General features: G+C 61.9%; 27 protein-coding genes and 2 pseudogenes. 16 read left to right on the top strand and 13 right to left on the bottom strand.

What is annotated here, in order from left to right; all coding sequences use genetic code 11:
* The 7 genes and pseudogenes from MUN79_RS31895 to MUN79_RS18680 all read right to left on the bottom strand — a co-directional run bounded on the left by MUN79_RS31895 (nucleotide 1) and on the right by MUN79_RS18680 (nucleotide 3,768).
* The gene (locus tag MUN79_RS31895) at nucleotides 1-96 is read right to left on the bottom strand and encodes an ATP-binding cassette domain-containing protein (RefSeq protein WP_375378260.1); all 96 of its coding nucleotides are present in this window, start codon (nucleotides 94-96) and stop codon (nucleotides 1-3) included.
* Nucleotides 82-488: pseudogene (locus MUN79_RS18655) on the bottom strand (ATP-binding cassette domain-containing protein); the annotation flags it as partial. The pseudogene MUN79_RS18655 and the gene MUN79_RS31895, both read right to left, overlap by 15 nt.
* A gap of 82 nt (nucleotides 489-570) precedes the next feature.
* Nucleotides 571-1,095, bottom strand: a complete 525-nt coding sequence (locus tag MUN79_RS18660; RefSeq protein ID WP_244674124.1) for a hypothetical protein — start codon at nucleotides 1,093-1,095, stop codon at nucleotides 571-573.
* Nucleotides 1,074-2,000 carry a M14 family zinc carboxypeptidase gene (locus tag MUN79_RS18665; protein WP_244674125.1) on the bottom strand — a complete coding sequence of 309 codons (927 nt, stop codon included), beginning with the start codon at nucleotides 1,998-2,000 and terminating at the stop codon, nucleotides 1,074-1,076. Before MUN79_RS18665 ends, MUN79_RS18660 begins: the two co-directional genes overlap by 22 nt.
* Before the next feature lie 163 nt (nucleotides 2,001-2,163).
* Entirely contained in the window at nucleotides 2,164-2,328 is a 165-nt protein-coding gene (locus MUN79_RS18670; protein ID WP_244674126.1) for a hypothetical protein, read from the bottom strand.
* A 233-nt stretch (nucleotides 2,329-2,561) separates the two neighbouring features.
* On the bottom strand, nucleotides 2,562-2,996 hold the full coding sequence (locus MUN79_RS18675; RefSeq protein ID WP_244674127.1) for a DoxX family protein: 435 nt from the start codon (nucleotides 2,994-2,996) through the stop codon (nucleotides 2,562-2,564).
* Nucleotides 2,997-3,114: 118 nt separating this feature from the next.
* Nucleotides 3,115-3,768: a hypothetical protein gene (locus tag MUN79_RS18680; RefSeq protein ID WP_244674128.1), complete on the bottom strand. Its 654-nt coding sequence runs from the start codon at nucleotides 3,766-3,768 to the stop codon at nucleotides 3,115-3,117.
* 130 nt (nucleotides 3,769-3,898) lie between these two features.
* On the opposite strand from MUN79_RS18680, the gene surE reads away from it, so the two are divergent.
* From surE to MUN79_RS18715, 9 genes are all read left to right on the top strand, one after another.
* Nucleotides 3,899-4,792, top strand: coding sequence for a 5'/3'-nucleotidase SurE (gene surE / locus MUN79_RS18685; protein WP_262922898.1), 894 nt, complete (start codon nucleotides 3,899-3,901; stop codon nucleotides 4,790-4,792).
* Nucleotides 4,793-4,975: 183 nt separating this feature from the next.
* On the top strand, nucleotides 4,976-5,704 hold the full coding sequence (locus MUN79_RS18690) for a DUF1028 domain-containing protein (protein WP_311136519.1): 729 nt from the start codon (nucleotides 4,976-4,978) through the stop codon (nucleotides 5,702-5,704).
* Complete coding sequence (locus tag MUN79_RS31230; protein ID WP_311136520.1) at nucleotides 5,632-5,976, top strand: hypothetical protein; 345 nt, start codon at nucleotides 5,632-5,634, stop codon at nucleotides 5,974-5,976. Before MUN79_RS18690 ends, MUN79_RS31230 begins: the two co-directional genes overlap by 73 nt.
* Nucleotides 5,977-5,989: 13 nt before the next feature.
* Nucleotides 5,990-6,577, top strand: a complete 588-nt coding sequence (locus tag MUN79_RS18695; protein ID WP_244674129.1) for a phosphoglycerate mutase family protein — start codon at nucleotides 5,990-5,992, stop codon at nucleotides 6,575-6,577.
* Nucleotides 6,574-7,269 carry a hypothetical protein gene (locus tag MUN79_RS18700; protein WP_244674130.1) on the top strand — a complete coding sequence of 232 codons (696 nt, stop codon included), beginning with the start codon at nucleotides 6,574-6,576 and terminating at the stop codon, nucleotides 7,267-7,269. Before MUN79_RS18695 ends, MUN79_RS18700 begins: the two co-directional genes overlap by 4 nt.
* Nucleotides 7,269-7,805, top strand: a complete 537-nt coding sequence (locus tag MUN79_RS18705; protein ID WP_244674131.1) for a hypothetical protein — start codon at nucleotides 7,269-7,271, stop codon at nucleotides 7,803-7,805. Before MUN79_RS18700 ends, MUN79_RS18705 begins: the two co-directional genes overlap by 1 nt.
* A 114-nt stretch (nucleotides 7,806-7,919) precedes the next feature.
* Nucleotides 7,920-8,342: a hypothetical protein gene (locus MUN79_RS31235; RefSeq protein ID WP_311136521.1), complete on the top strand. Its 423-nt coding sequence runs from the start codon at nucleotides 7,920-7,922 to the stop codon at nucleotides 8,340-8,342.
* Nucleotides 8,300-9,313, top strand: coding sequence for a M20/M25/M40 family metallo-hydrolase (locus MUN79_RS18710; RefSeq protein ID WP_311136522.1), 1,014 nt, complete (start codon nucleotides 8,300-8,302; stop codon nucleotides 9,311-9,313). Before MUN79_RS31235 ends, MUN79_RS18710 begins: the two co-directional genes overlap by 43 nt.
* Nucleotides 9,314-9,684: 371 nt before the next feature.
* Nucleotides 9,685-10,215, top strand: a complete 531-nt coding sequence (locus MUN79_RS18715) for a 2'-5' RNA ligase family protein (protein ID WP_244674132.1) — start codon at nucleotides 9,685-9,687, stop codon at nucleotides 10,213-10,215.
* Nucleotides 10,216-10,298: 83 nt separating this feature from the next.
* Here the strand turns inward: MUN79_RS18715 and MUN79_RS18720 are convergent, their stop codons facing one another.
* Complete coding sequence (locus MUN79_RS18720; RefSeq protein ID WP_244674133.1) at nucleotides 10,299-11,132, bottom strand: OmpA/MotB family protein; 834 nt, start codon at nucleotides 11,130-11,132, stop codon at nucleotides 10,299-10,301.
* Nucleotides 11,133-11,522: 390 nt separating this feature from the next.
* Here MUN79_RS18720 and MUN79_RS18725 point away from each other — a divergent pair, with 390 nt between their 5' ends.
* The 4 genes from MUN79_RS18725 to MUN79_RS18740 all read left to right on the top strand — a co-directional run bounded on the left by MUN79_RS18725 (nucleotide 11,523) and on the right by MUN79_RS18740 (nucleotide 14,673).
* Entirely contained in the window at nucleotides 11,523-13,193 is a 1,671-nt protein-coding gene (locus tag MUN79_RS18725) for a S8 family serine peptidase (RefSeq protein WP_244674134.1), read from the top strand.
* 70 nt (nucleotides 13,194-13,263) lie between these two features.
* Nucleotides 13,264-13,665: a hypothetical protein gene (locus MUN79_RS18730; RefSeq protein WP_244674135.1), complete on the top strand. Its 402-nt coding sequence runs from the start codon at nucleotides 13,264-13,266 to the stop codon at nucleotides 13,663-13,665.
* Between the two features lie 56 nt (nucleotides 13,666-13,721).
* Nucleotides 13,722-13,904, top strand: coding sequence for a hypothetical protein (locus tag MUN79_RS18735; protein WP_244674136.1), 183 nt, complete (start codon nucleotides 13,722-13,724; stop codon nucleotides 13,902-13,904).
* 322 nt (nucleotides 13,905-14,226) lie between these two features.
* The gene (locus tag MUN79_RS18740) at nucleotides 14,227-14,673 is read left to right on the top strand and encodes a hypothetical protein (RefSeq protein WP_244674137.1); all 447 of its coding nucleotides are present in this window, start codon (nucleotides 14,227-14,229) and stop codon (nucleotides 14,671-14,673) included.
* A gap of 398 nt (nucleotides 14,674-15,071) precedes the next feature.
* On the opposite strand, the gene MUN79_RS18745 is transcribed toward MUN79_RS18740, so the two are convergent.
* Together MUN79_RS18745 and MUN79_RS18750 are read right to left on the bottom strand one after the other, a co-directional pair.
* Nucleotides 15,072-15,959 carry a M23 family metallopeptidase gene (locus MUN79_RS18745; protein WP_244674138.1) on the bottom strand — a complete coding sequence of 296 codons (888 nt, stop codon included), beginning with the start codon at nucleotides 15,957-15,959 and terminating at the stop codon, nucleotides 15,072-15,074.
* Nucleotides 15,884-16,420 carry a hypothetical protein gene (locus tag MUN79_RS18750; RefSeq protein ID WP_244674139.1) on the bottom strand — a complete coding sequence of 179 codons (537 nt, stop codon included), beginning with the start codon at nucleotides 16,418-16,420 and terminating at the stop codon, nucleotides 15,884-15,886. The genes MUN79_RS18745 and MUN79_RS18750 overlap by 76 nt, the downstream gene beginning before the upstream one ends.
* Nucleotides 16,421-16,969: 549 nt before the next feature.
* On the opposite strand from MUN79_RS18750, the gene MUN79_RS18755 reads away from it, so the two are divergent.
* On the top strand, nucleotides 16,970-17,818 hold the full coding sequence (locus MUN79_RS18755; protein WP_244674140.1) for a hydroxymethylglutaryl-CoA lyase: 849 nt from the start codon (nucleotides 16,970-16,972) through the stop codon (nucleotides 17,816-17,818).
* 443 nt (nucleotides 17,819-18,261) lie between these two features.
* A pseudogene (locus MUN79_RS18760) lies at nucleotides 18,262-18,926 on the top strand ((Fe-S)-binding protein).
* 1 nt (nucleotide 18,927) lies between these two features.
* Here MUN79_RS18760 and MUN79_RS18765 read toward each other — a convergent pair.
* Both MUN79_RS18765 and dapA read right to left on the bottom strand, forming a co-directional pair.
* Complete coding sequence (locus tag MUN79_RS18765) at nucleotides 18,928-19,533, bottom strand: hypothetical protein (protein ID WP_244674141.1); 606 nt, start codon at nucleotides 19,531-19,533, stop codon at nucleotides 18,928-18,930.
* Nucleotides 19,534-19,589: 56 nt separating this feature from the next.
* Nucleotides 19,590-20,540 carry a 4-hydroxy-tetrahydrodipicolinate synthase gene (gene dapA / locus MUN79_RS18770; RefSeq protein WP_311136523.1) on the bottom strand — a complete coding sequence of 317 codons (951 nt, stop codon included), beginning with the start codon at nucleotides 20,538-20,540 and terminating at the stop codon, nucleotides 19,590-19,592.
* Nucleotides 20,541-20,589: 49 nt separating this feature from the next.
* Here dapA and MUN79_RS18775 point away from each other — a divergent pair, with 49 nt between their 5' ends.
* Nucleotides 20,590-21,531 carry a polysaccharide deacetylase family protein gene (locus MUN79_RS18775; protein ID WP_244674142.1) on the top strand — a complete coding sequence of 314 codons (942 nt, stop codon included), beginning with the start codon at nucleotides 20,590-20,592 and terminating at the stop codon, nucleotides 21,529-21,531.
* A gap of 199 nt (nucleotides 21,532-21,730) precedes the next feature.
* Here MUN79_RS18775 and MUN79_RS18780 read toward each other — a convergent pair whose 3' ends face one another.
* Entirely contained in the window at nucleotides 21,731-23,008 is a 1,278-nt protein-coding gene (locus MUN79_RS18780; RefSeq protein ID WP_244674143.1) for an amidohydrolase family protein, read from the bottom strand.
* Nucleotides 23,009-23,120: the final 112 nt, after the last annotated feature.

Genomic DNA, 23,120 nt, shown 5'->3' on the forward strand with positions numbered 1-23,120 from the left:
CTATGCCCTGGGGTCGAGGCCGTTGGTGGGCTCGTCGAGGACCAGCACATCCGGGGAGCCGAGCAGGGTGGAGGCCAGGGCCAGGCGTTGCTTCATGCCCAGCGAAAAGCCCCGAAATGCGTCGTGCTGCCGGGCGCTGAGGCCGGTCATTTCCAGGGCGGCTTCTACCGTGCGCGGGTCGGCGCGCTTCACGTCGGCGGCCAGCAGCAGGTTTTGACGGGCCGAGAGGTAGGGGAAAAAGTTGGGCGTTTCGAGCAAGGCCCCACCCGCCGCTTGCTCTGGGTTGAGAGCGGTTGTCCAAACCAGCGCACCGCGCCGCCGTCGGCCTGCAGCACGCCCAGGGCTATGCCGAGCGTGGTGGTTTTGCCGCTGCCGTTGGGTCCCAGCAAGCCGTACACACTGCCTTCCTCCACCTGCAGCGTCAGGCCGCGCAGGGCCGTGGTGCCGCCGTAGCGCTTGGAAAGAGTATCGAGTTCGAGAACAGCCATTCTGTAGGGGTTAATTGTTGGGTGTCAGTTGCTAGGTTCTGCTGATGTCCGTTTTTGCCAACTGACACCCAGCAAGTAACACCTATTCAACGGGCAGCTTGCCGCCCTGCCAGCGCACGATGGGGTAGCGTAGGTGGGACTTCTCGTAGTTGGGCGACTGGCGGTACATGAAGTCGAGCTGGGCGGCTCCGCTGGCGGCAAAGGCGGGGTTGGCCTTTTGCAGATTGTCGAGGCGCTGGCGCAGGGCCGGGTCCCGCTTAAGCAGCTCAGCGGCCACATCTTCGAAAACGTAGTCGGAGAAGTACTCTTTCTGCTGCAGAATCCCGTCGAAAAACCCCCAGGCAAAAAACGAGTCAGTAGCCTGTGGCTCCAGGGTTTCGATAAGGTAGCGGGCCGCGGGCTGGTCGAGGGTGGCTACGAAGTCGCCGCGGCGGAAGGTAAGGGGCTGCTGCTCGGTGCGCAGCTCCACTTTGTTGTGCAGGTAATGCCCTTCATAAGGGCGCTGGCCGGTTTTGTAATCGGCAATGTAGTACACCTCGGTGGTCAGCGTGGTGTCGCGGGTGAGGCGCTGCAGCTGCACGCCGCTCAGGCGCAGGCGTTCCAGCACTTCACCCCAGGCCTGCGGGATGATGTAGGCCTGGGCCGCGTAACGCTCACCGTGGGCCGGAAGGTATTGTAATAATTAATCTGGCGGATGTAGGGCGCGGCCCGGTCGTACCAGAGCCGGGGCTGCCCGCTTACGGCGCTGGGCTTGGTTTTGCCCTCGTAGCCCCGGAAGCTGATTTTCTCGAACGACGTTGTATCAATAGCCCATGCCAGCGGAAACTGGGTCTGGGTGCGCAGCTGCTCCTGGGCCGTAGCGCGGGCCTCGGCCAGGGCGGCAGCATCCTGGTGAACCGAGCGCACCAGCAAATCCAGAAAGTCGTACTGAGCCCGCACCCGTGGGGTGTAGGCCTTCAGCATGTGAGTTTCGGTTACAAAGCCGATGGTGTTGAACAGGGTGGTGTAGCCGGTGGAATAGCGCGGGGTTTCCAGAAAGCCCTGCAGACCCCGGGCGTCGGGCGTGCGGCCCTCGAAGTCCACGTAGGGCGTCATCGGCGACTTACGCTTGCTCATGCCCCCGTACAACGCCGGCAGCAGGCGCTGAGTCAGATATTGGCTGAGCACCGGGTGGAGCTTGTCCTTCTGGGTGGCAATCAGCGTCATCGTATACTGGTAGTCGGCCCCGTCGGAAGTATGGGTGTCCACGTACACGTCGGGCTGCCAGCGCTGAAACAGCTGGGCAAAGGCGCGGGCGTTGCGCGAGTCCTGCTTGATATAGTCGCGGTTGAGGTCCAGGTTGCGGGCGTTGCCGCGGAAACCGTAGCTCTCGGGCCCGTTCTGGTTAGCCCGGGTCGTGGAGTTGCGCACCAGGGAGCCATCCACGTTGTAAATCGGGATGATGACCAACGTCACGTTTTCCAGCTGTCGACGCAACTCCTTTTTCTGCACGTAGTCGCGGGCCAGCATCATGGCCGCGTCGATGCCCTCGGGCTCCCGGGATGAATGCCGTTCTGAATAAAGACCACCCGTCGGTTTTTCTGCCGCACTGAGGCCGGGTCCGCGTCGCCGTCCAGGGATACCACCACCTCATGCAGGGGCTGGCCAATGTCGGTGGTGCCGGCCTCGCGCAGGGTTATTTCGGGGTAGGCCGCGTCCAGGCGCTGGTAGTAGGCAATGCACTCGGCGTGGGTGGTGGTGGTATTGCCGTTGCCTTTTTCAAAGGGCGTGCGCCAGTCGGCCGGAGCTGGGCGGCGGGGGCCGAAACGGCCAGGAGCGTGGAAAGCAGGAAAGCAAGCATGCAGGCGAAAGTAGCAAAGAGCCGCGAAGCTAGAACTAAAATGCCGGTTTGGGCCCGTGCGGGCTGATAGGAACTGTCATCCTGAGCAAAGCGAAGGACCTTATCACCGTTGAACAACTCGTGCTGGTGTGATAAGGTCCTTCGCTTTGCTCAGGATGACAGAATAGTGTGGCAACGTCACCACGCAAGATTCCTCGCTCTGCTCGGAATGACGTTCTAATGTATCCCGCGTCCTAATACAGGCGGCGGCGGGCCGGGAACAAAACCTGGTCGAGGCTGAAGCGGCCGGGGCCGGCGAAGAGCAGGCCCAGAAACAGAAACGCCGATTCCAGGGCGTGGGAGTAGGCCTGAAACCCGTCGCCGCTGAGCACGTGCATCAGCGTGGCCATAATCATGGTGACGAGCAACAGAAAGCAGGCCACCCGGAAAAACAACCCCAGGGCTAGCAGCTGCCCGCCCACGGCCTCGGCTACGGCGGCCAGCAAACCCCACATGGCCGGGGCAAAATCCAGGCCCACCATTTTCATCACGCCTCCCACCTGAGTCCACATTGCCGGGCCGCCCATCAGCTTGGGGTAGCCGTGAATGGTGAACATCACCCCAATGCCGATGCGGAGCAGTAACAAGCCCAAATCGTGCGTGCGGTAGCGGTTTTCAAACAAGACCATAGAGGGAAGGCGGACAGGCTAGGAGGTGGGGCGGGCGGATAATGGGCTATATAGGAAAGCCGCCATCGTTGCCAAAGTACAAGAATTATGATGGAATACCATAAATCCGACGGTCGAGCTACCGCACCCGCACCCCGATGATGCGGGTAGCGGGCGGAATGTCGGCCGTGCTCATGTCGCTGCCGTGGTTGGCCGGCAGCGAATTCTCGTCCAGAATCCAGCCTATGCGCATCTGCCCGGAAATGGCCACGAAGTCGTCCTCATCCTGGCGCACCCGGGTGAGGCCGTACACCTGCCGGGCGGCCCCGAACGGGGAGCCTACCCCAATGCCCTCGGCCGTGCGGTACTGCGGATCGTAGACGCGGATGCGGCGCAAAGTCATGACCGAGTCGGACCCGCTGCGGATAAACTCCAGCACGGTTTCGGGGGCGGTAGGCTGCTGGGCATCGCGCAAGCGGTAGGCGGGGTACGAGGCTCCTTTATAGGTGTAGGTGGTTTTGGTGAGCTGGGCAGCCGGCACCACGGCAAGCAATTCCCGCTCCTTCATATTCAGGCGCAGCCGGCCTACCTGGCTGGGGCTAATCAGGTGGAGGGAATCGGGCAGGCGGGTGGCCGAGGGGCTCAAGGAGGCCGGGTCGGTGGCCCCGGAGCCGCCGGCAAACGGGGCTTCCGAGCCCGAAGAAGCGGCCGGGGTGCGGCCCGCGGGCGAGTCGCAGGCACTGAGGGCAGTGAGCAGCAGGGCCGCGCCGAAGAAAGAGGGGAGGTTGGTCATGGTTGGCAGGAAATACGGGCGTAACGTGCCGGGCGTTGACGAAAAGCAAGCCTTTACGTAAGCGTAACCGGCCAACCGGCCGCCTTGTCTACCTTTGCCCAACCTTTCTGACCTTTAAACCAAGCTGCCCGTGAGTGCTAAAGTCCGCAAACCGCTGATTCTGATTTCCAACGATGACGGCATTACGGCCCCCGGTATTGCCATGCTGGTGCGCGTGATGCGCCGCCTCGGCGAGGTGGTGGTCGTGGCGCCTAACTCCCCGCAGTCGGGCATGGGCCACGCCATTACCATCGGCAGCTCCCTGCGCCTGGACCCGAGCACCATCTTCCCGGGCATTGAGGCCTACGAGTGCAGCGGCACGCCCGCCGACTGCGTGAAGCTGGCCAAGCACATGGTGCTCAAGGACCGGCAGCCCGATCTGGTGGTGTCGGGCATCAACCACGGCTCCAACTCCTCGGTGAACGTGCTCTACTCGGGTACCATGTCGGCGGCCATTGAAGCGGCCATTGAAGGTCTGCCTGCCATCGGCTTCTCGCTCTGCGACTACGGCCACCAGGCCGACTTCTCGCACACCGAAGAGTGGGTGGAGCATATTACCCGCCAAGCCCTGGAAAACGGCATTCCGGTGGGTACGGCTCTGAACGTGAATTTTCCCAAAAAGCAGGAACAGCCCATTGCCGGGGCCAAGCTCTGCCGCCAGGCCCGGGCCAAGTGGGCCGAGGAATTCGATGTGCGCCTCGACCCCCACAAGCGCCCCTACTACTGGCTGATTGGCAACTTCGTGAACGAGGACCAGGGCGAGGACACCGACGAGTACGCCCTGAGCCAGAACTACATTTCTATCGTGCCCTGCCAGTTCGATTTGACCGCTCTACACGGCCTGACTCAGATGAACGAGCAGTGGCAGCTAAGCCTAGACGGGGCCGAGCCCAAGGCCAAAGTGGCCACGAAAAAGGCCACCTCCCCGCAGCCCGCCCAGCTGGCAAAATCTACGCCCGCCGCTAAGAAAGCCGCCAAGAAGTAAGAATTGCTACTACAAAAAAGCCGAGCCCCGGAACAGCGTTCCGGGGCTCGGCTTTTGTACAGACCGCCCAACGAGCCATGACGGCTGTGCAATGCCTTAGGGCAGCTTTGGCAAGCAGCCTGGCGGAGCTAACCGCGTTTGTGCTTTATCTTCCCACCCAATTCACTCTGCTATTCTTTTCTGATGCTGCTGAAATCCCGCTTTTTCGTGGCTGCGCTGCTGGCGCTAGGCCTGAACCAGACCGCCACGGCGCAGGTGTATACCGCTACTGACCCACTGGCACATACCTACTCCATCGTGGCCCGTGACCCCGCTACCGGCGACATGGCCGTGGCCGTGCAAAGCCACTGGTTTTCGGTGGGCACGGCCGTGTCGTGGGGCGAAGCCGGGGTAGGCGTGGTAGCCACGCAGTCGTTTACCAACAAGTCGTTTGGCACTCGTGGACTGGCGTTGTTGAAAAGCGGCAAAACCGCCCAGCAGGCCCTCGACGAGCTGTTGGCTACCGACGAAGGTCGCGACGTGCGCCAGGTCGCCATTCTCGACGCGAAGGGCAACGTGGCCACGCACACCGGCAAGAAGTGCGTAGACATGGCCGGGCACGTTAAGGGCAGCCAGTTTTCGGTGCAGGCCAACATGATGCTCAATGACAAAGTGTGGCCCGCCATGGCCCAGGCCTACGAGAAAAACGCTAAGCTGCCCTTTGCCGAGCGGGTGCTGTCGGCGCTGGAAGCGGCGGAGGCCGCGGGCGGCGACATTCGGGGCGGCAGTCGGCGGCCCTGCTGGTGGTACGCGGCAAAGCCACGGCCGCGCCCTGGGACGACCGGCTCATCGACCTGCGGGTGGAGGACAATGCCGCCCCGCTGCCCGAGTTGGCCCGCCTGCTGCGCCTTACCCGCGCCTACGAGCACATGAATGCCGGCGACCTGGCCGTGGAGAAAAACGACATGCCCAAGGCCATTGAGGAATATCAGGCGGCCGAAAAGATGTTTCCCTCCAACCTGGAAATGCAGTACTGGCACGCCATTACCCTGGCCAACAAGCAGCAGTTGCCGGCCGCGCTGGCCTTGCTGGGGCCCATTTTCCGGCAGGAGCCCAATTGGCGCGTCCTCACCGGGCGCCTGCCCAAGGTGGGTTTGCTGACCGTGTCGGCCGCCGAGCTGCAGCAGATTCTGACCTTGAAATAACCCGCTCTGCCCCATGAAATTCGCTTCGTTACGTACTGGTAAAAACCGGTTTCTGGCCCTGAGCGGGCTGCTTTTGGTGCTGTGGCTGGGTTTGCTGGGCTGTGCGGCTTCCCGGCCCGCGGCGGCCAACGACGGTGCCACCACCGTCTACATCGTGCGCCACGCCGAAAAGGACCCCACGCCCGGCCTGGCCGACCCGGTGCTGACGCCGGCCGGGGAAGAGCGGGCCCGGGCGCTGCGCGAAAAGCTGGGCAAGGAGCCTATTGCGGCCATTTTTACTACCAACACCATCCGGACCCGTACCACGGCCGCCCCGTTGGCTCAGAAGCTTGGCCTCACGCCTCAGGTGTACGATGCCCGGCAGATGAGCGCCCTGGTAGAGCGGATTCGCGCTGAATTTGCGGGCAAGAAGGTGCTGGTCGTGGGGCATTCCAACACGATTCTGGAAACGGCCGAAGCCCTGGGCGCTACCCGGCCCGTGCCCACCGTGGCCGACAATGAGTTTGGCTACCTGCTGGAAGTGAAGCTGCCCGCTACGGGCACGGCCACGGCCACACTCCAGCAGTACGGGGCTGCCGCCGTGCCGCCCGCAGCCAAATGAGTCGGGTGCGCCTGCTGTTGCTGCTCGGGCTGCTCAGTAGCCGTTTTTGGGCGGTAGCTCAGGTTGTTCCCCAATCTGTGGACACCACCCGCAAGGCCCCCGCGGTGCCGGCAGTAGCTCCGGAGGTGGCCGATACACTAGCCCGAAAATATAGCCTTATCGGCCCCCTGGATAGTGCCGCGCGCCCCAATCTGCTCTTCCACGAGCGGTATCCGGGTCCGCGCCGCCTGCGGGGCACTATTGGCAAGCAGCCTGTAACCGTAGAGCTGGACTCGGCAGCCAACAGCTACACGGGCGGCTTTTACTACGACCGGTCGGGGCGGTGGCTGGAGGTGCGCCTCGAGGCTGGCCCGGGTTCCCGCACCCTGCACCTCTGCGAAACTCCGGCCGGGGACCTGACCGGCCGCCTGCGCCTACCCACAAAGGCGGCGGCTCAGCTCAAAGGCACCTGGGAAAATGCCGACGGCCGCCACCAGTACCCGTTTGTGTTGCGCGAAACCTATGTAGGCGCGGCCCACTACGAGCAGGACCTCTGGGAAATGTGGCGCTACACGGTTCGGCGCGACACGAGCTACATTCCGCTGGACTCGGCCTTTTTTCACCAGCTCTACGTGCGGGTCAGCTTGCCCAAAAACCCGGTGGCCGAACAGCGCCTGCGCCGGGCTTTGGCCGCGCCCTTTGCCCCGAGCTGATGCCGTTGCACCTGGATACCCTGCTGGCCCGCCGCCAGCAGCAGTACAACCGCTACCAGTTCCACGGCTTCACCGATGTAGTCTATAATGGCAACAACCTGTTTTCGGTGATGCGGGTGTCCAGCTTTCAGCAGGGGCCCTACTACGAGCCCCACGAGTGGTACGACGGCGCTACCTTCGACCTGCGGACCGGCCAGCGCCTGCGCCTCCCGGAGCTGCTGGTCTCTGACTACAAAAACCGGCTGCTCAAGCTGTTCCGGCAGGGGCTGCAACGGGCGCTGGCCGCCGCGCCGGGCTACGGGCAGCTGGGCGGCCCCACGCCGCGGCTACCCACCGGGGGCTTCGTGCTCACGCCGGCGGGCCTGGTGTTTACCTACGACGACCGGGATGCTCCTTCTTTGGCCAAGCCCCGCAACGCCCAAGCGGACCGGTTTCTGGAAGTGGTGCTAACCTACGAGGAGCTTTTGCCCCTGATTCGGCGCAAAGGACCGCTGGCGCCGGTGCTGCGGGAGCGGGGCCTGCTGCCAAAAAAGTAGCCCGCCGAAAGCAGCCCGTCCGCCTTTCCTGTTACCTTAGCCCGGTGCCGAGGGCCCTGCACAGGGGCTATTAGGGCTGATTTACCTGTTTTCATCTGCTGAATGTCTTCTACTATGCGCTCCTTCCTTCGCCGTGGGTTGCTGCTCTCGGGTCTTGGTTTTATGGCTCTTACCAGTCAGGCCCAAACCGCCGCCGTTAATAAAGCCGACTCGGTGAGTCTGCGCAAAATCTACGATGAGGCCCTATTGCGAGGGCAGAGCTACGAAAACCTGCGCTACCTCACCGGGCAGATTGGCGGCCGCCTCAGCGGCTCGCCCCAGGCCGAGCAGGCCGTGCAGTGGGGTAAGACCACCATGGAAAAGCTGGGCCTCGACCGGGTGTACCTGCAGGAAGTAATGGTGCCGCACTGGGTGCGCGGAGCCAAGGAAAAGGCCGAAATCAAGCCCGAGAAGGGCAAGGGCGTGGAAATGAACGTCTGCGCCCTGGGGGCTCCGTGGGCACCAACGGCAAGCTCAAAGCCCAGGTGGTGGAGGTGAAAAGCTGGGCCGAGCTGGCCGCCCTGCCCGACGACAAGGTGAAAGGCCGGTTCGTGCTCTTCAACCGGCCCATGAACCCGACCTTCATCCAGACCGGGCAGGCCTACGGTGATGCCGGCGACCAGCGCCGCAACGGGGCCATTGAGGCCGCCAAGCGCGGAGCCGTGGGGGCCTTGGTTCGTTCCTTGAGCCTGGCCCAGGACGACTTCCCGCACACCGGCACCATGCGCTACGACGAGAAGGTGACCAAGATTCCTGCCGCCGCCCTGAGCACCGAAGGCGCCGACCGCCTCAGCCAGCTGCTCAAAGCCGACCCGGGCCTGACTTTCGAGCTGGAAATGAGCTGCCAGACCCTGCCCGATGTGAAAAGCTACAATGTGGTGGGCGAAATCAAAGGCACGAAGTTTCCCAACGAGATTATCGTCGTCGGCGGCCACCTCGACTCCTGGGACCTGGCCCAGGGTGCCCACGACGACGGGACGGGCTGCGTGCAAAGCATTGAAGCGCTGCGCCTGCTCAAAGCCGCCGGCCTCAAGCCCGAGCGCACCGTGCGGGCCGTATTATTTATGAACGAAGAAAACGGCGTGCGCGGCGGCACCAAGTACGCCGAGCTGGCCAAGGCAGGAGGGGAGAAGCACCTGGCGGCCATGGAGTCGGACGGCGGCGGTTTCACGCCCCGGGGCTTCAACATTGAGGCCCCCGCGGCCACTGTCAAGAAGATTCAGCAGTGGCAGCCCCTGTTCCGGCCCTACGGCAGCACCGAATTCAATGCCGGCCACTCGGGCACCGACATTGAGCCCCTGAAGGACCAGGTTAAAGCCCTTATCGGCTACGACTGCGACGACCAGCGCTACTTCGACATCCACCACACTGCCGCCGATACCTTCGACAAGGTCAACCGCCGCGAATTGGAACTGGGCGGCGCCAGCATGGCCAGCCTGATTTACCTGCTCAGCAAGTATGGCCTGTAGGTGAGGTGGTGAGGTGGTGAAATGGTGAGTTTTCGTTCTGTCATTGCGAGCAGCGCGAAGCAATCCGTCCTCTAAAATGTACTGAGCTTTCTTTCGTGACAAGCCCCGATGCCCGCCCGGCGTCGGGGCTTGTTCTTTCAACCCCAACGGAAACCTTCGGAACTTCTCGTGTGGGCTTCGGAAGTCGGCCGAAAAGCTTTCAAAGCAGGGCTTTCCTCTTCGGAAGATAGCCCAAGGGGCAAAAACCAAGAAGGAGCTTTGTGGGTAAAGAGCGGAACTACCTTCGCAGAGGACGGATTGCTTCGGCCTTCAGCCTCGCAATGACAGAACCTCATCTCGCACATTCAACTCACATTCCTCCCCTTAACAACATGTTTCTTGTCGCGCTACTACCCGCCGAGCCGGTTTTCTCGGACGTGTGGGCTTTGAAGCAGGAAGTTCACCAGCGCACGGGCAGCCGCAATGCCGTGCGCCTGCCCCCGCACATCACCCTGGTGCCGCCCCTGCGGCAGCCCGATTCATTTGAGGCGGAGTTTCAGGCCAGCCTGGCCGAGTTTGCCCGCACCCAGCACGGCTTCTCGGTGGGCTTGCGGGACTTCCGCTGGTTTGGCAACCGCACCTTGTTTGTGCAAGTGGCCCAGCCCGAGGCGGTGCAGGCATTTCACGCCGCCCTGACGGCCTGGTGCGCCGAGCATCTTCCCCAAGTACCCCGCGAAAACCGCCCCTTTACGCCCCACATGACCCTGGCCACCCGCGACTTGCCCACCACGGCCGTGCCGGAGCTGAAGGCCGACTTTGCCGGTCGTCACTACGAGGCGACGTTCGAGGTTCGCAGCTTCGTGCTGTTTCGCCACGACGGGCAGCGGTGGCAAAACGTGGCGGAATTTTCATTGTCGACTTAAAAAGAAACCGCCGTTGCGGCCCGGGCTGCAACGGCGGTGTGGTGTTGAGGATCAATTCGTGTGAAAAGCACACAAACTTGGGCTTAGTTGGCTTCCAGAATCTGGAACAGCTCGTCGAGCTTGGGCGTCAGGATGATTTCGGTGCGGCGGTTCAGGGCTTTTTCGGCCGGGGTGGTATTGGCAGCCACCGGAATGTACTGGGAGCGGCCGGAAGGCGTCACCTGGGCCGGATTCAGGCCCGATTCGGTCAGAATCCGGGTGATTTCCGTGGCCCGCAACACGCTCAAATCCCAGTTGTCCTTCATACCCTGGGTACCTTTGGTAATGGGCACGTTGTCGGTGTGGCCTTCCACCAGCACGTTCACGTCCTGATTGCCCTGCAGGGCCGTAGCCAGCTTTTTGAGGGCCTCCTGGCCTTTGGGGTCCACCTTGGTCGACCCGGACTTGAACAAGAGCTGCTCCGACAAGGACACGTACACCTTACCGTTGCGCACGTTTACCTGCAGGTCGTTGGCGTTGAACCCCAGCAGGGCATCACCCACTTTCTTGCGCAAGGACTTCACGGCGGCGTCTTTCTGGTCCAGGATGCGCTGCATCTCGGCAATGCGCTGCTCTTTGGAGCGTAGGTCGGCCGAGAGCTGGGAGTTGGCCGCCTGGGCCCCGCTGAGGTTGTCGTTGAGTTGGTTTACCTGCTGATTCTTGTTGAGCAGGCTGGAGCGCAATGCGTCCTCGCTGCGGGCTTTGTCTTGCTCCAGGGCCGTTTTCTGGGCCTGCAGCTGCTCCCGCGACTTGGTCAGCTCGTCGTATTGGCTTTGCAGGGCGGTAAATTTCTTCTGGGATACGCAGCCCGTGCCCAGGGCCAGTAGGCTGGTGCTGAGCAACAAGGCAAGGGTAGGGCGGAAAAAGGAACGGTTCATGGCAATAGGGCTTAAATAAACAATCGAAGTCCTGCTTCAAACGGTTCGGGCGGGCCCGCGGTTGTTGAGCTTATTGCTGACCGGATTGGTAGGAGCCAGTCGGGTCCGAAGCGGAGTTCCTGCGTTACTGGCCTTGTAAGGCTTGCTGATAGGGTTCTAGCAAACGGTATTTTGGCTCCAGGAACCGAGTTTTCGAGCTGGCCTCGTACCTTCCCTCTCTTATTTCCCCTTTGTTCCGCATTCTGCTGTGTTTTCGGCTTCTCCTTGGTATGCTGCCCGCTGGGGCAAACTTCTGGCCGGGGCTGCTCTGGTGCTGGGTAGCCTGCCCGGCACGGCCGCTTCAGTAAGCCCCCAACTAGCCCTCCGGCGGCACCCGTAGCCCGCTACTGGGTGCGCCTGCGCCATAAGGCTGGTGTACAATTCGACCCGGCCACGTATTTCAGCCCCGCGGCCCAGGACCGACGCCGCCGCCAGCACCTGCCCGCGGCCGACAGCACCGACTTCCCCGTCCGGCCCGACTTTGTGCGCCAGATTACCGCCCTGGCTGACTCTGTCACGCTGGTCAGCCGTTGGTTTAATGCCGTGGCGTGCCGGGCCACGCCCCAGCAAGCTGCCCGCCTGCGCCAGCTACCCGGCGTGCTCAGCGTGGAAAGCTGGGATGCGCAGCCGCTGGCCGTGGCTTCCCAATCCGGAACGGCCGAGCGGGGCACCATGACCATTACAGCCGACGACCGGCAACTGGCCCGCCGCCAGACGGCCAGCCTGGGCGGGGCCGCGTTTCAACAGGCCGGCCTGAGCGGACAGGGGCTGCGCATCGCCATTTTTGACGTGGGTTTCCAAGGGGCGGCCCAGCATCCGGCCTTTCAGCGGCTGCTCAGCGAAAAGCGCGTAGTAGCCACCCACGACTTTGTCCGAAACCGGCCTGACGTGTACGTCAGCGGCACTCATGGCACCGAGGTATTATCCTGCATTGCCGGTCAGCTGCCCGATGGTACGCCCTTGGGCTTGGCTCCGCAGGCCGAGTTTCTGCTGGCCCGCACCGAGCGGCTCAACCGGGAAATCTACGCCGAGGAAGAAGCCTGGCTGGCCGCCGCCGAGTGGGCCGACCGCAACGGGGCCGACATCATCAACTCCTCCCTGGGCTACACCGACCGCCGGTATTTTCCCGAGCAGATGAACGGGCGCACCAGTCTGGTGGTCCGGGCCGCCGAGCTGGCCGTGCGCAAGGGAATCCTAGTGGTGAATGCGGCCGGCAACGATGGGGAAGACCCCGACTGGCACTCCATCGGCACGCCCGCCGATGCCGACTCGGTGCTGACCGTGGGCGGTCTTGACCCCGACACCTACCTGCACATCGACTTCAGCAGCTACGGCCCCAGCGCCGCCCGCCGCATAAAGCCCAACGTCATTGCCTTCGGAACGGTGCTGGCCGCCGCGCCCGGTGGCTACGTGCGCACCCAGGGCACCTCCTTTTCCAGTCCCCTGATGGCGGGCTTTGCGGCCTGTGCCTGGCAGCAAAACCGCAACCTGACCGTGATGCAGCTTTTCGAGCAGCTCCAGCAGTGCGCCGACCTCTACCCGTACTTCGACTACGCCCACGGCTATGGATTGCCCCGGGCTGCGGCTTTTCTGCGCCCCTTACCACCCTCGGGGCCGCGCCAGAGCGTCGACTTTATCCGGCAGGATTCCGTGCTGGCCGTGCTGATCCGGCCGGAGGCCGCCGTTATTCCGGCCCAGGTGCTGCCCCTGTACTCTGATTCGGCGACGACCGTGAGCAGCGTTACCAAAAAGGCCAACGTGCCCGCCGTGGGCCGGGAGGAGCTGGCCCCGGCCCTGAATAAATCGACGCCAAAGCCTGATTCCAGCCCGCCATTGATGCCCCTGGTCCGGCCCGGCTACCTCTACTGGCACGTGGCCGGCCCCCGCGGGGTGTTGCGCACCTACGAAGTGCGGGAAGTTAGTCAGCGGGCTGTGCTGCAGATTCCGCTGCGCACCCTGCAGCCCGGCGACACGGTGCGCGTGTGCTACCGGGGCATCACCCAAAGCTATTCCGTGCAATGAAGAACTACCGCGCGTTGCTGCTGGCTGGGCTACTGCTGGGCTGGGCCGGTCGGGGCAGGCCCAGCGCGTTTTGCTGCGCCAAAGCCTGGCCGAGGATACTGTCGCCAGTGTTTTCGGGCCCAACCGGGCGTACTACAACCATTTCTACGTGGGCTACGGGCTGGTAGCGGGCCCCAGTGAGCGGGTCGGGGCTGAACTGCGCTACGGCAACTCAGCAGAGCTGGTACTGGGCCTGCGCAACAAGTTTCGGGTAACCCAGGCCCTGGCCCTGGGCTTCGACCTACGCTATGCCCGCACCGCCTATTACCTGGCTCAGAATGCGCAAAAAGTTGTACCCAGCCCGGCGCAGCACCACCGCGAGTATCTGGCCTTGCCCCAGGCCCAACTGGAAGGCTTTGTGCGGTTTAACTACGGCCGGCGCGGCAACGTCATCGGGCGCTACGTGGATGTGGGGGCTGGGGCGGCTGGGTAATCAGTACTACTCACCGCTTCGAGGACCGGCCCGCCAATGGCGCCAAGCGGGTGGACGTGACCGAGCACGGCCTAGATTACCTGCGCCGCTGGACCTATGGCACGGGTCTACGGCTGGGCTCCAGCCGCTACGCCCTGACGGCCCGCTACCGTCTTTCCGACGTGTTTACGGCTTCCAGGCAAGCCCAATATCCGGAGCTGCCCCGTTGGGTTATTGGACTGGAGCTGGGCTGGTTGTAATTTGTAAAATACCCGGGCGTAAAAAGGCAACCTTGGGCCCGTTTTTGTGGTACATGCACCCAACAACCCTGCTTTGCCGCATTATTGCCGCTGATTTCCTCTTTAGGTAGCAAGGCTGTTCGGGACGTTTTGTATTTTGCCGAACTGATTTGATGATGGTTGATTGCCCCAAAATGAAAAAACTCGTTCTCCCCGCTGCCTGTGCAGCTCTCTTGCTGCAAATGACCTCGTGTATCAACACGGAGCGGGAGGTTGGAACATCGCAGAATGCGGATAAGGTATACACCCCCCCACCAATACCGGCCGCGTTAATAGCCGTACTGTGCTGAACACGGTGCGGGCCTCGCACTACTTCTCCAATACCAAAACCAAGGACAACTTTATCCTGCAGCTGCAGGGTCCTAAAATTCTGAATGCCCAGGCCAAGTTTATCATCCTGAGCAGCACCGGCGACACCTTGCGCAAGGAAGTAATGCCGGCCAGTGCCCTGCTCGATGAGCGGGAACTCGAAGACCCGCAGGCCGCCACCGTGCGCGACAAGGAAATTGCCATTCTCAAGGGCATGAACAACTTCTTCCGGGAAGACCGTTTCACCCAGCCCGCCGTGCCCAAAACGGCTGCCCAGCCCGCCGAAATTGATCCGCAGAGCTGGTCGGCGGTGAAGGAGGATACCAAGGCTGTCGGCTTCGACTACGTAACGGTTGGTGGCAAAGAGCGCCGCATTGCCTACGCCAAGAAACTGCAGAAAGCTGTGATTATTGCCGAGTAAGCCAGCCTTATTCAGCCTCTTTGTGGGAAGCCCCGCTGCATGTGCAGCGGGCTTTTTTATGGGCGTTTCCCAAAATAAATTGGCTATGGTGACTAAGCGGGCTTCCCTCGCTTTTGGCTGTGCTAACTGTTTTAGTGGCATTAATTACGCAAGGCTGTAACTTGTAATAAGCATATGTATATCAGATGAATGAATAGTATGATATGAAGCTGTGCATAGGGCTATAGAGCGGGAGCTGTTGCCTAGCTACGCAATGATTGTATTGCTTCTATGGGCCTCTATAAGCATTAAAGAAGAATGGCGCGGCCCCCAACCAAGGAGCCGCGCCATGTCTAAATCCAATCACCTAGGCGGAAGATGGGGCCGCCTACATGAGGGTTGCGTGAAGTTGTACTTTTTTAGCCTTGCTTCACGGCCGGTTTGCTCAGCCAGCCAATGGCGCCCGTAGTGCTGCGCACCAGCCGGAAGCCCCGGAACTCGCCCAGCACGGCCACTTGGCTCTGGGCCGGTAATGTGTCGAGGGGAGCAGCGGCGGCCGTGGGATAGGCATACAAATCGGAGGTGGCGGCCAGAGCCTCCCGGCGCAGGGCAGGCGTGGCGGCGGGCACCACGGCCTCGGCCGCTACGTAGCCGATGCGGCCATCGGGCTGCTCAACGCGGTACCAGTTGGCCTGGCTGCCGAGCACCAGCAGGGGCGTATTCCGGTTCATGGCTACTACGGTGCTGCCCTTGGCAGCGGGACTGCGCCGCAGGCTGGTGGTTTTCTGGCTGACTCGTACCCACTGGCCCAGGCGCTCGGGCTTGGTGCGCGGGGCGGGCGGCAGGGCATCGGCGTGGCGCACGAAGGGAAAGGGGTCGACGGCCCCGCGGCCGGCCCGGTACACGCCGAAGTGCAGGTGGGGCTGGGTGGTGCGGGCATTGCCGGTATTCCCGACCAGGCCCAGCGTGTCGCCGGCCTTCACCAGCTGCCCGGGCTGCACGAGTTGCTTGTCGAGGTGGGCGTAGTAGATGTGCTGCCCGTGCTGGGCATCGGCCAGCCACACCACGTTGCCCCCGAGCTTGGTCACGCCGGTGCGTGTTATCATACCCGACACGACGGCTACCGCGGGCGTGCCGCGCTTGGCAAAGATGTCGATGCCCTCGTGGCGGCGGGCGCCTTTATCCCGGTCGGCGCCCCAGAAGCTGCCCACGGCCACATCGTTCTTGCCCTTCACCGGAAAGCCCAGAGAAGGGGCCCGCTGAATGCGCAGGGTGTAGCGGCCCGCCCGCAGCAGCTCGGGCTGCACGCGCAGCAGGTGTTGCTGGTCGTCGGGGCGTCGTAGCTGAACGACAAGGCCGTGGTATCGGCTGAGGCTACGGGGCTAGGCAGGTGGTTGGGGCTGAGCTCGTAGGCGTCCAGGAACACGTGGGCATCGGTGCCGGGAGCCAGCGTGAGGCTGATGTTGATTCGCTCCCCGGCCCGCACCGCGTAGCGGTAGGAGGCCGCCATGGCCCGGTCAGCCCGAAACAGGCCGGTTTCCTGGAAGGGCAGGGTCACGACCAGGGAGTCGCGCAGGGCACGGTCGGCAGCGGCCAGCCAGTCGCGGCCCAGGGCCGTTTCGTCTAGGTCGGCCTGGCGCAGGCGGCGGGCGTAGGCTTCGTGGGGCGTGCTTTTCTGGAACAAGCCCTGCAGGGTTTGCTGCTGGCTACAGGCGGTGGTAAGCAGAACGATAAATAGAAAGCGGAGCGACAGGCGGATAGCGGACATCGAGCGGGGTTGATAGACTCTTCTAAACCCCATTTCCGGCCGAGTGGTTCGCTGGGCCTCCCGGCTGGAAATACGCCCGGCTACTTACCGCTAACCGCGCGGCGGATTCCCGCTGACGCCCATTTGGAATAAAATTGCCTCCTGCGGACATCCGCAACGGCCAACTTGCTTTCATTTTGGCCCTTACGGATGTCCGCAGGAGCCAACTTTGTTCTTAATTGCCTCTTACGGATATCCGTAAGGGCCAACTTGCTTCTGTTTTGACTCTTACGGATATCCGTAGGAGCCAATTGGGTGTCGATTTGAGCGGGTAGGGAATCCGTACTGGCCAATTTGGTCCTGAGCTGGTTCTACAGGATATCCGCAACGGGCAATCCGGCCTTGTTTTGGCCTCGCAGGATTTTCTGTACAAGCTGCTGGGTAGCAAAACGCGCCGGCCGGATTCCCACCGGGGCCGGGCCGCGCTGCAGAACAGTCTACGCGGAGCGGCCCCGGCCTAAAGCGCGTAAAAACGGTTTACTTTGCCTTTCCACCCAACCTTTCTGCCCTATGAAGCTCATCGAATGCCCCCGCGACGCCATGCAGGGCCTGACCGAGTTTATTCCCACTGCCACCAAAATCAGCTACCTCAACGCCCTGCTGCGCGTGGGTTTTGATACGCTCGATTTCGGCTCCTTTGTCTCGCCCAAGGCCATTCCGCAGCTGCGCGACACGGCCGAAGTTCTGGCCGGGCTCGATCTAAGCCAGACCCGCACCAAGCTGCTGGCCATTGTGGCCAACCTGCGCGGGGCCGAAACGGCCGCCGCCTTTCCCGAAATTCAGTACATCGGCTTCCCGCTGTCGGTGTCCGAAACCTTTCAGCTGCGCAACACCAACAAGACCATTCCCGAGGCCCTGAGTGAGCTAAACGCCATGCAGGAGCTGTGCCAGAAGTCGGGCAAAACGCTGGTGACCTACCTGTCCATGGGCTTCGGCAACCCCTACGGCGACCCGTGGAGCCCCGAAACCGTAGCCGAGTTTACCCAAACCCTGGCCGACATGGACGTGCGCGTGGTGGCCCTCTCAGATACCATCGGCGCCTCGAACCCGGACACCATCGAGCCCCTGTTTCGCCAGTTGATTCCGGCCTTTCCCCGCATCGAGTTTGGGGCCCACCTGCACACCACGCCCACTACCTGGCGCGAGAAGGTGCATGCGGCCTACTCGGCCGGCTGCCGTCGCTTCGACGGGGCCCTGGGCGGCATCGGGGGCTGCCCCATGGCCGCCGACCAGCTTACTGGCAACATGCCCACGGAGAATCTGGTGGCCTACTTCTCTGAAGTCGGGGAGGAAACCGGCCTCGACCCCAAAGGCCTGACCCAGGCCTGGCAGGCAGCCGGCTCGGTGTTTCATTTCTAAGACCAGGTTCCGGTGCAGCCCTGACTCTATGGTCGTAGTATGAAGCCAACAATCGGTATTACGTTCTATAACCGGCAAGCCCGGAAACTGGCTTTGTGGATAGAGCTTGCCTGCATTCACCTGGACTTAGAGCCGGAAACGGAATACCGTGTAGAGTCAGATGAAACGGAGTACAGAATAGAATTTGGCAGGGAAGATTACGTAATACTCTACCTGCAATACCGTTTTGGGCCGAAAGTCTTCAAAAGGCCGCACTCCAAGGATTTTCCGAATTTGACCGTCTGGGAATTGATTGAGGATTACTCGGATATATAAATTGTGAGCACAAACCTGATGCTTGATTTCGGCCGCCTACACTTACCTAACCACACGCCATGCCAACTGCCGTCGACCTGTTCATTCCCTGCTTTGTAGATCAGCTGTTTCCCGACACGGCCATGAACATGGTGAAAGTGCTGGAAAAGCTGGGCTGCGAGGTGCACTACAACAGCAACCAGACCTGCTGCGGCCAACCCGCCTACAACGCGGGCTACAAGGCCGAAAGCTGCTCGGTAGCTACCAAGTTTCTGCGCGACTTTCCCTCCGACACGGGCCGCTACATCGTGAGTCCGTCGGCTTCCTGCGTGGGCATGGTGCGCAATACCTACGCCGAGCTCTTCGAGAATACGCCCGAGCAGGGGCAGTACCACAGCGTGCAGCGCCGCATCTTCGAGATGACCGAGTTTATCGTGGACGTGCTGGGCGTGTCTTCCGTCAAGGGAGCCCAGCTGCCCGGTAAGTACACCTACCACGACTCCTGCTCGGCCCTGCGGGAGTGCGGCATCCGGGAGGCCCCGCGCCAGCTGCTCGACGCCGTGCAGGGCCTAGAGCGCCTGGAAATGGCCGAAACCGAAACCTGCTGCGGCTTCGGGGTACCTTCGCCGTGAAGTTTGAGGCCATATCCGTGGCCATGGCCGAGCAGAAAGTAGAGCACGCCCTGGCCACCGGCGCCGACTACCTCATCAGCACCGACACCAGCTGCCTAATGCACCTGGACGCTTACATCCGCCGGGAGAAAAAGCCTATCAAAACCATGCATGTGGCTGATGTGCTGGCTAGTGGCTGGTAGCTCAGTGGGTAAATCTTACAACGTACTGGCCTGTGCCAGTGCCAATAAGTACATCCGTGGTGTCTGCCGGCTGGTCGGCCGGCAAAGGCTTAGCGGTAACTATCTTGTCTAAGATAGAGTGGGTTCCTTCGGTAGGAGCTTCCTCTGCTCTGATGAGACCACGCTGCTTTTCTAGCAGCATGCCCACGGGCGTAAGCAGGGCTACCCGCCGAGGCCCCATGATACTCAGTGCGTCACGTAAGGTGCAGTCCGGACCAGAGTACAATTCATTCGCCGGTACAAAAGCCATAATAGGAAGGGCAACCAGAAAAAAGAAAATTCGGTCTAGTATAAAAGCAACTATTATGGCGGCCGGGTAGAAAAACCAACCTCCGAAATACAGTTTGCTTATCCAGCCCATTTGACTGCGGCAAAGCAGAAAGTAGCTGCCCGCCGCTATCCAGGACAGGGCAAAGGGCAGCACATCAAGCCACTGGCCCCGCAACGACACCCCCCACGTAACAAATATTGCCAGCAGCAGCAGGGACAAGCCCCAGCCACCCAGGTGAATCCACTTGAGTAACTGGGGCTTGTGCTGAAGCAATTGAAGCTTGGTCAAGCCAAGCATGGGTAAGTAGAATCCCAGCAAGCAAGCTGGGATTCCAAAGTCAACTAGAACTTCGCTCACAGCAGCTTCTGAATCCGCTGCTTCAAGCCTTCGGTGGCTTCGAGCAGGGGCAGGCGGGCGGCCGGGGAGCATAGGCCCAGCGCTTCGAGCACGGCTTTGATGCCCACGGGGTTAGCTTCCTCGTACATCAGCGGGTTCAGGGGCAGCAGCTCAAATAGCAGCTTGGTAGCCGCCGCATAATCGCCCTGCAGGGCCAGGCGGGTCATGTCGCTCATGCGCTTGGGGTAGGCATTGCCCAGCACGCTGATAACGCCCTCGGCCCCGAACGAAATCATGGGCGTGGTCAGCATATCGTCGCCGCTGATGAGCATAAAGGCCTCGGGCTTGCGGGCGGCAATGACCATGCACTGTTCCAGGTTGCCGCTGGCTTCCTTGATACCGATAATGTTGGGATGCTGGGCCAGGCGCAAGGTGGTTTCGGCCGTCAGATTGGAGCTGGTGCGGCCGGGCACGTTGTAGAGGATGATGGGCAGCGGGCTCAGATCGGCCAGGCGCAGGTAGTGCTGGATGATGCCCTGCTGACTGGGTTTGTTGTAGGCCGGGCTGGCCGAGAGAATGGCCGTGATGCCGGTTAGGTCGGTGGTGCGCAGCAGGATTTCGAGGCCGGCCGTGTCATTGCCGCCGATGCCGTACACGAGCGGCACGCGGCCGGCCACATGCTCTTTTACGACGCGTAGAATCTCGGCTTTCTCCTCGGCCGTCGTTGTGGGCGACTCGGCCGTGGTGCCGTTTATGACGAGGTATTCCACGCCACCTTCAATATTGAAATCGAGCAGGCGACGCAGGGCGGGGTAGTCGACGGCGTGGTCGGGGGCGGGGTGAAGGGCGTGATGAGCGCAACGCCCGTGCCGCGAAGTTTGTCCATGCGGGGAATTAGCTGTTGTTTTGTGACTTGGAAGCTCCGTGGCGAAGATACAACGCGCTTGGTCAGGGTCGGCTTCCGGCATTTTCTCCCAAAAGTACCTGGTCTGGCTGTCTGCCGCCGCAATTGTCCGCATGAATTTGTTCCGTACCCCGCTTTTCGCGGCCGCCGCAGCCCTGGCAGCCAGCTCATTTCTCACCGCCTGCGACACCAAGCCCGCCACCGCCTCCGAAGGCGGCAGCCCCACGGCCGAAACCGTAGCCACTGATTCGGCCGCCACCGCCGCGGCTATGTCGGGCACCACGGCCACCGCTACCGAGGAAGCCAACGCCACCCCGGCTCCCGACCCGAGCAGCATTCCGGCCAATAAAATTGCCGACGCGGCGACCATCACCGCCCGCCCCCAGGTGCCGATTCTGTGCTACCACCAGATTCGCGACTGGCGCGCCAAGGACTCGAAAGGTGCTAAGGACTACATCGTTCCGGTGCAGCAGTTCAAGGACCAGATCAAGATGCTGGCCGACTCGGGCTACCACACCATTCTGCCTGATCAACTCTACGCTTACTTGACAACGGGCGCCAAGCTGCCGAGCAAGCCCATCATGCTCACCTTCGACGACACGGACCTTGACCAGTTCACGGTGGCCAAGCCCACACTCGATAAGTACGGCTACAAGGCCGTGTATTTCATCATGACCGTGAGCCTGGGCCGGCCCAACTACATGAGCAAGGCGCAGGTAAAGCAGCTCTCGGACGAGGGCAACGTCATTGGCTCCCACACCTGGGACCACCACAACGTAAAGAAGTACCAGGGCGAGGACTGGGTGACTCAGATCGAGAAGCCCACCAAAACCCTGGAGGAAATCACCGGGAAGGACATTAAGTATTTCGCCTACCCCTTCGGCCTGTGGAACCCCGAGGCCATTCCGCAGCTCAAACAGCGCGGTATGGTAGCCGCCTTCGTGCTGGCCGAGAAGCGCGACCAAAACGACCCGCTGTTCACCATCCGCCGCATCATTGCCAGCGGCTACTGGAAGCCCCGCACCCTGCACAACAGCATCGTACAGAGCTTCTAACTGTCATTGCGAGCAGAGCGAAGCAATCCGTCCTCTGTGCAGTACGATACTTCCTTTACCCAGAAAGCCCTTTCCCGTTAGCCACAGGAAAGGGCTTATCACTTACGGTAGCTTAGTACATTTCAGAGGACGGATTGCTTCGGCTGCGCCTCGCAATGACAACGAAAATGAGCTTGGTGCGCCTGCAAGGCGGACGGTTCTACTCCTTTTTTGCTTGGCTGTAGAGCAGCTTGCCCTGGTGCAGCGTGTAGGCTACATCGGCGAAGGCGCGTACGTCCGTGGCCGGGTCGCGGCGCAGGATGACCAGGTCAGCACTCATGCCTTTGGCCACTTTGCCCGTCTGGGCGGCCCGGCCAAAGCGCCGGGCGGGCGCGGTGGTTAGCGAGGCCAAAATCTGGGAGAAGCTCAGGCCGGCTTGGCTCATGAGCAGGTACTCATCGGCGGGCGAGTAATCCCGCATGTAGCCGACGTCGGTACCAAAAAGAATTTCCCCGCCGGCCTGGGCAAACACATGCAGTTGCTGCTGACCTACCTGCAATAAGATGTTCTTATCGGGCGGGATTCCGGCCTGCTCCAGTTCCCACTTAAAGAGCTTTAGGGTCGGAATCAGGGCCAGGTTGGCCGCGCGCATGGCCTGCACGGTTTGGGCGTCCCACACCCGGCGGTCGTCCGGGGCCACGTGGGTCAGGATATCGACCCCGCCCTGGGCCGCGAGTGAAACGCCCAGCAAGTTGGTGGGGTGGGCAAAGACGGGTTTCTGCTGAGCATGGGCCACCGCTACGGCGGCCCGCATAATAGCCAGGGGCATGGGTACTACTTCCCGGCCGGTAGGCGAGGCCGACCACATTTTGATGGCATCGGCGCCGGCGGTGAGCTGGCTTTGCACGTGCTGGGCAGCCTGCTCGGGCGAGCCTGCTTCCGCCAGCTTGAGCGGCTCGATATAGGCCGGGTTTCCGGCCGGCGGCGTGAAGGGCTCACCGGTGGAGAAGATAGTGGGGCCGGGCACTAGCCCCGTGGCGATGCGCGCCCGCAGCCGCAGCAGATTTCGTAGATCCAGCGTGGCCAGATCGAAGGCGTAGGTGAAGCCGTAGCGGGTCAGCATCTGCTGCAACTGCCGGCTGAGGCGCGGCGCGGCAATGGTGTCGGCACCCAGCCACTTGGGCTCTATAAAATGGACGTGGCAATTCCAGAACCCGGCCGTCATGATCATTCCGCGGCAATCAATGACGGGGGTACTGGCCGGAATGCGCACCTGCTGGGCCGTTCCCACAGCCGTAATTTTACCCTGCCGTAGCAGCACTACGCCATCCAGGATGGGGGTGGCCTCCGGGTCCGGGTAGATTTTCGCACCCACCAGGGCCAGGTCGGCCGGCGCGGGAGCCGGCTGCGTCACCCGGGCTTGAGCTAGCAGGAAGCTGCCCAGCAGGAGCAGCAAAATCAACAACTTGGGCGAGAGCCAACGAGTGCTAGATAGCATGAAAGCAGGGCTTTAACTGAGATGAGGCAAGCTAAAAATATCTGCTTTCTATACCATAGGATACTCATCCTCCTGACTTTCTCCGGGCTCTTTGCGTAGCCCCAGTGGTATA

Source organism: Hymenobacter cellulosilyticus (assembly GCF_022919215.1).
GTDB lineage: Bacteria > Bacteroidota > Bacteroidia > Cytophagales > Hymenobacteraceae > Hymenobacter > Hymenobacter cellulosilyticus.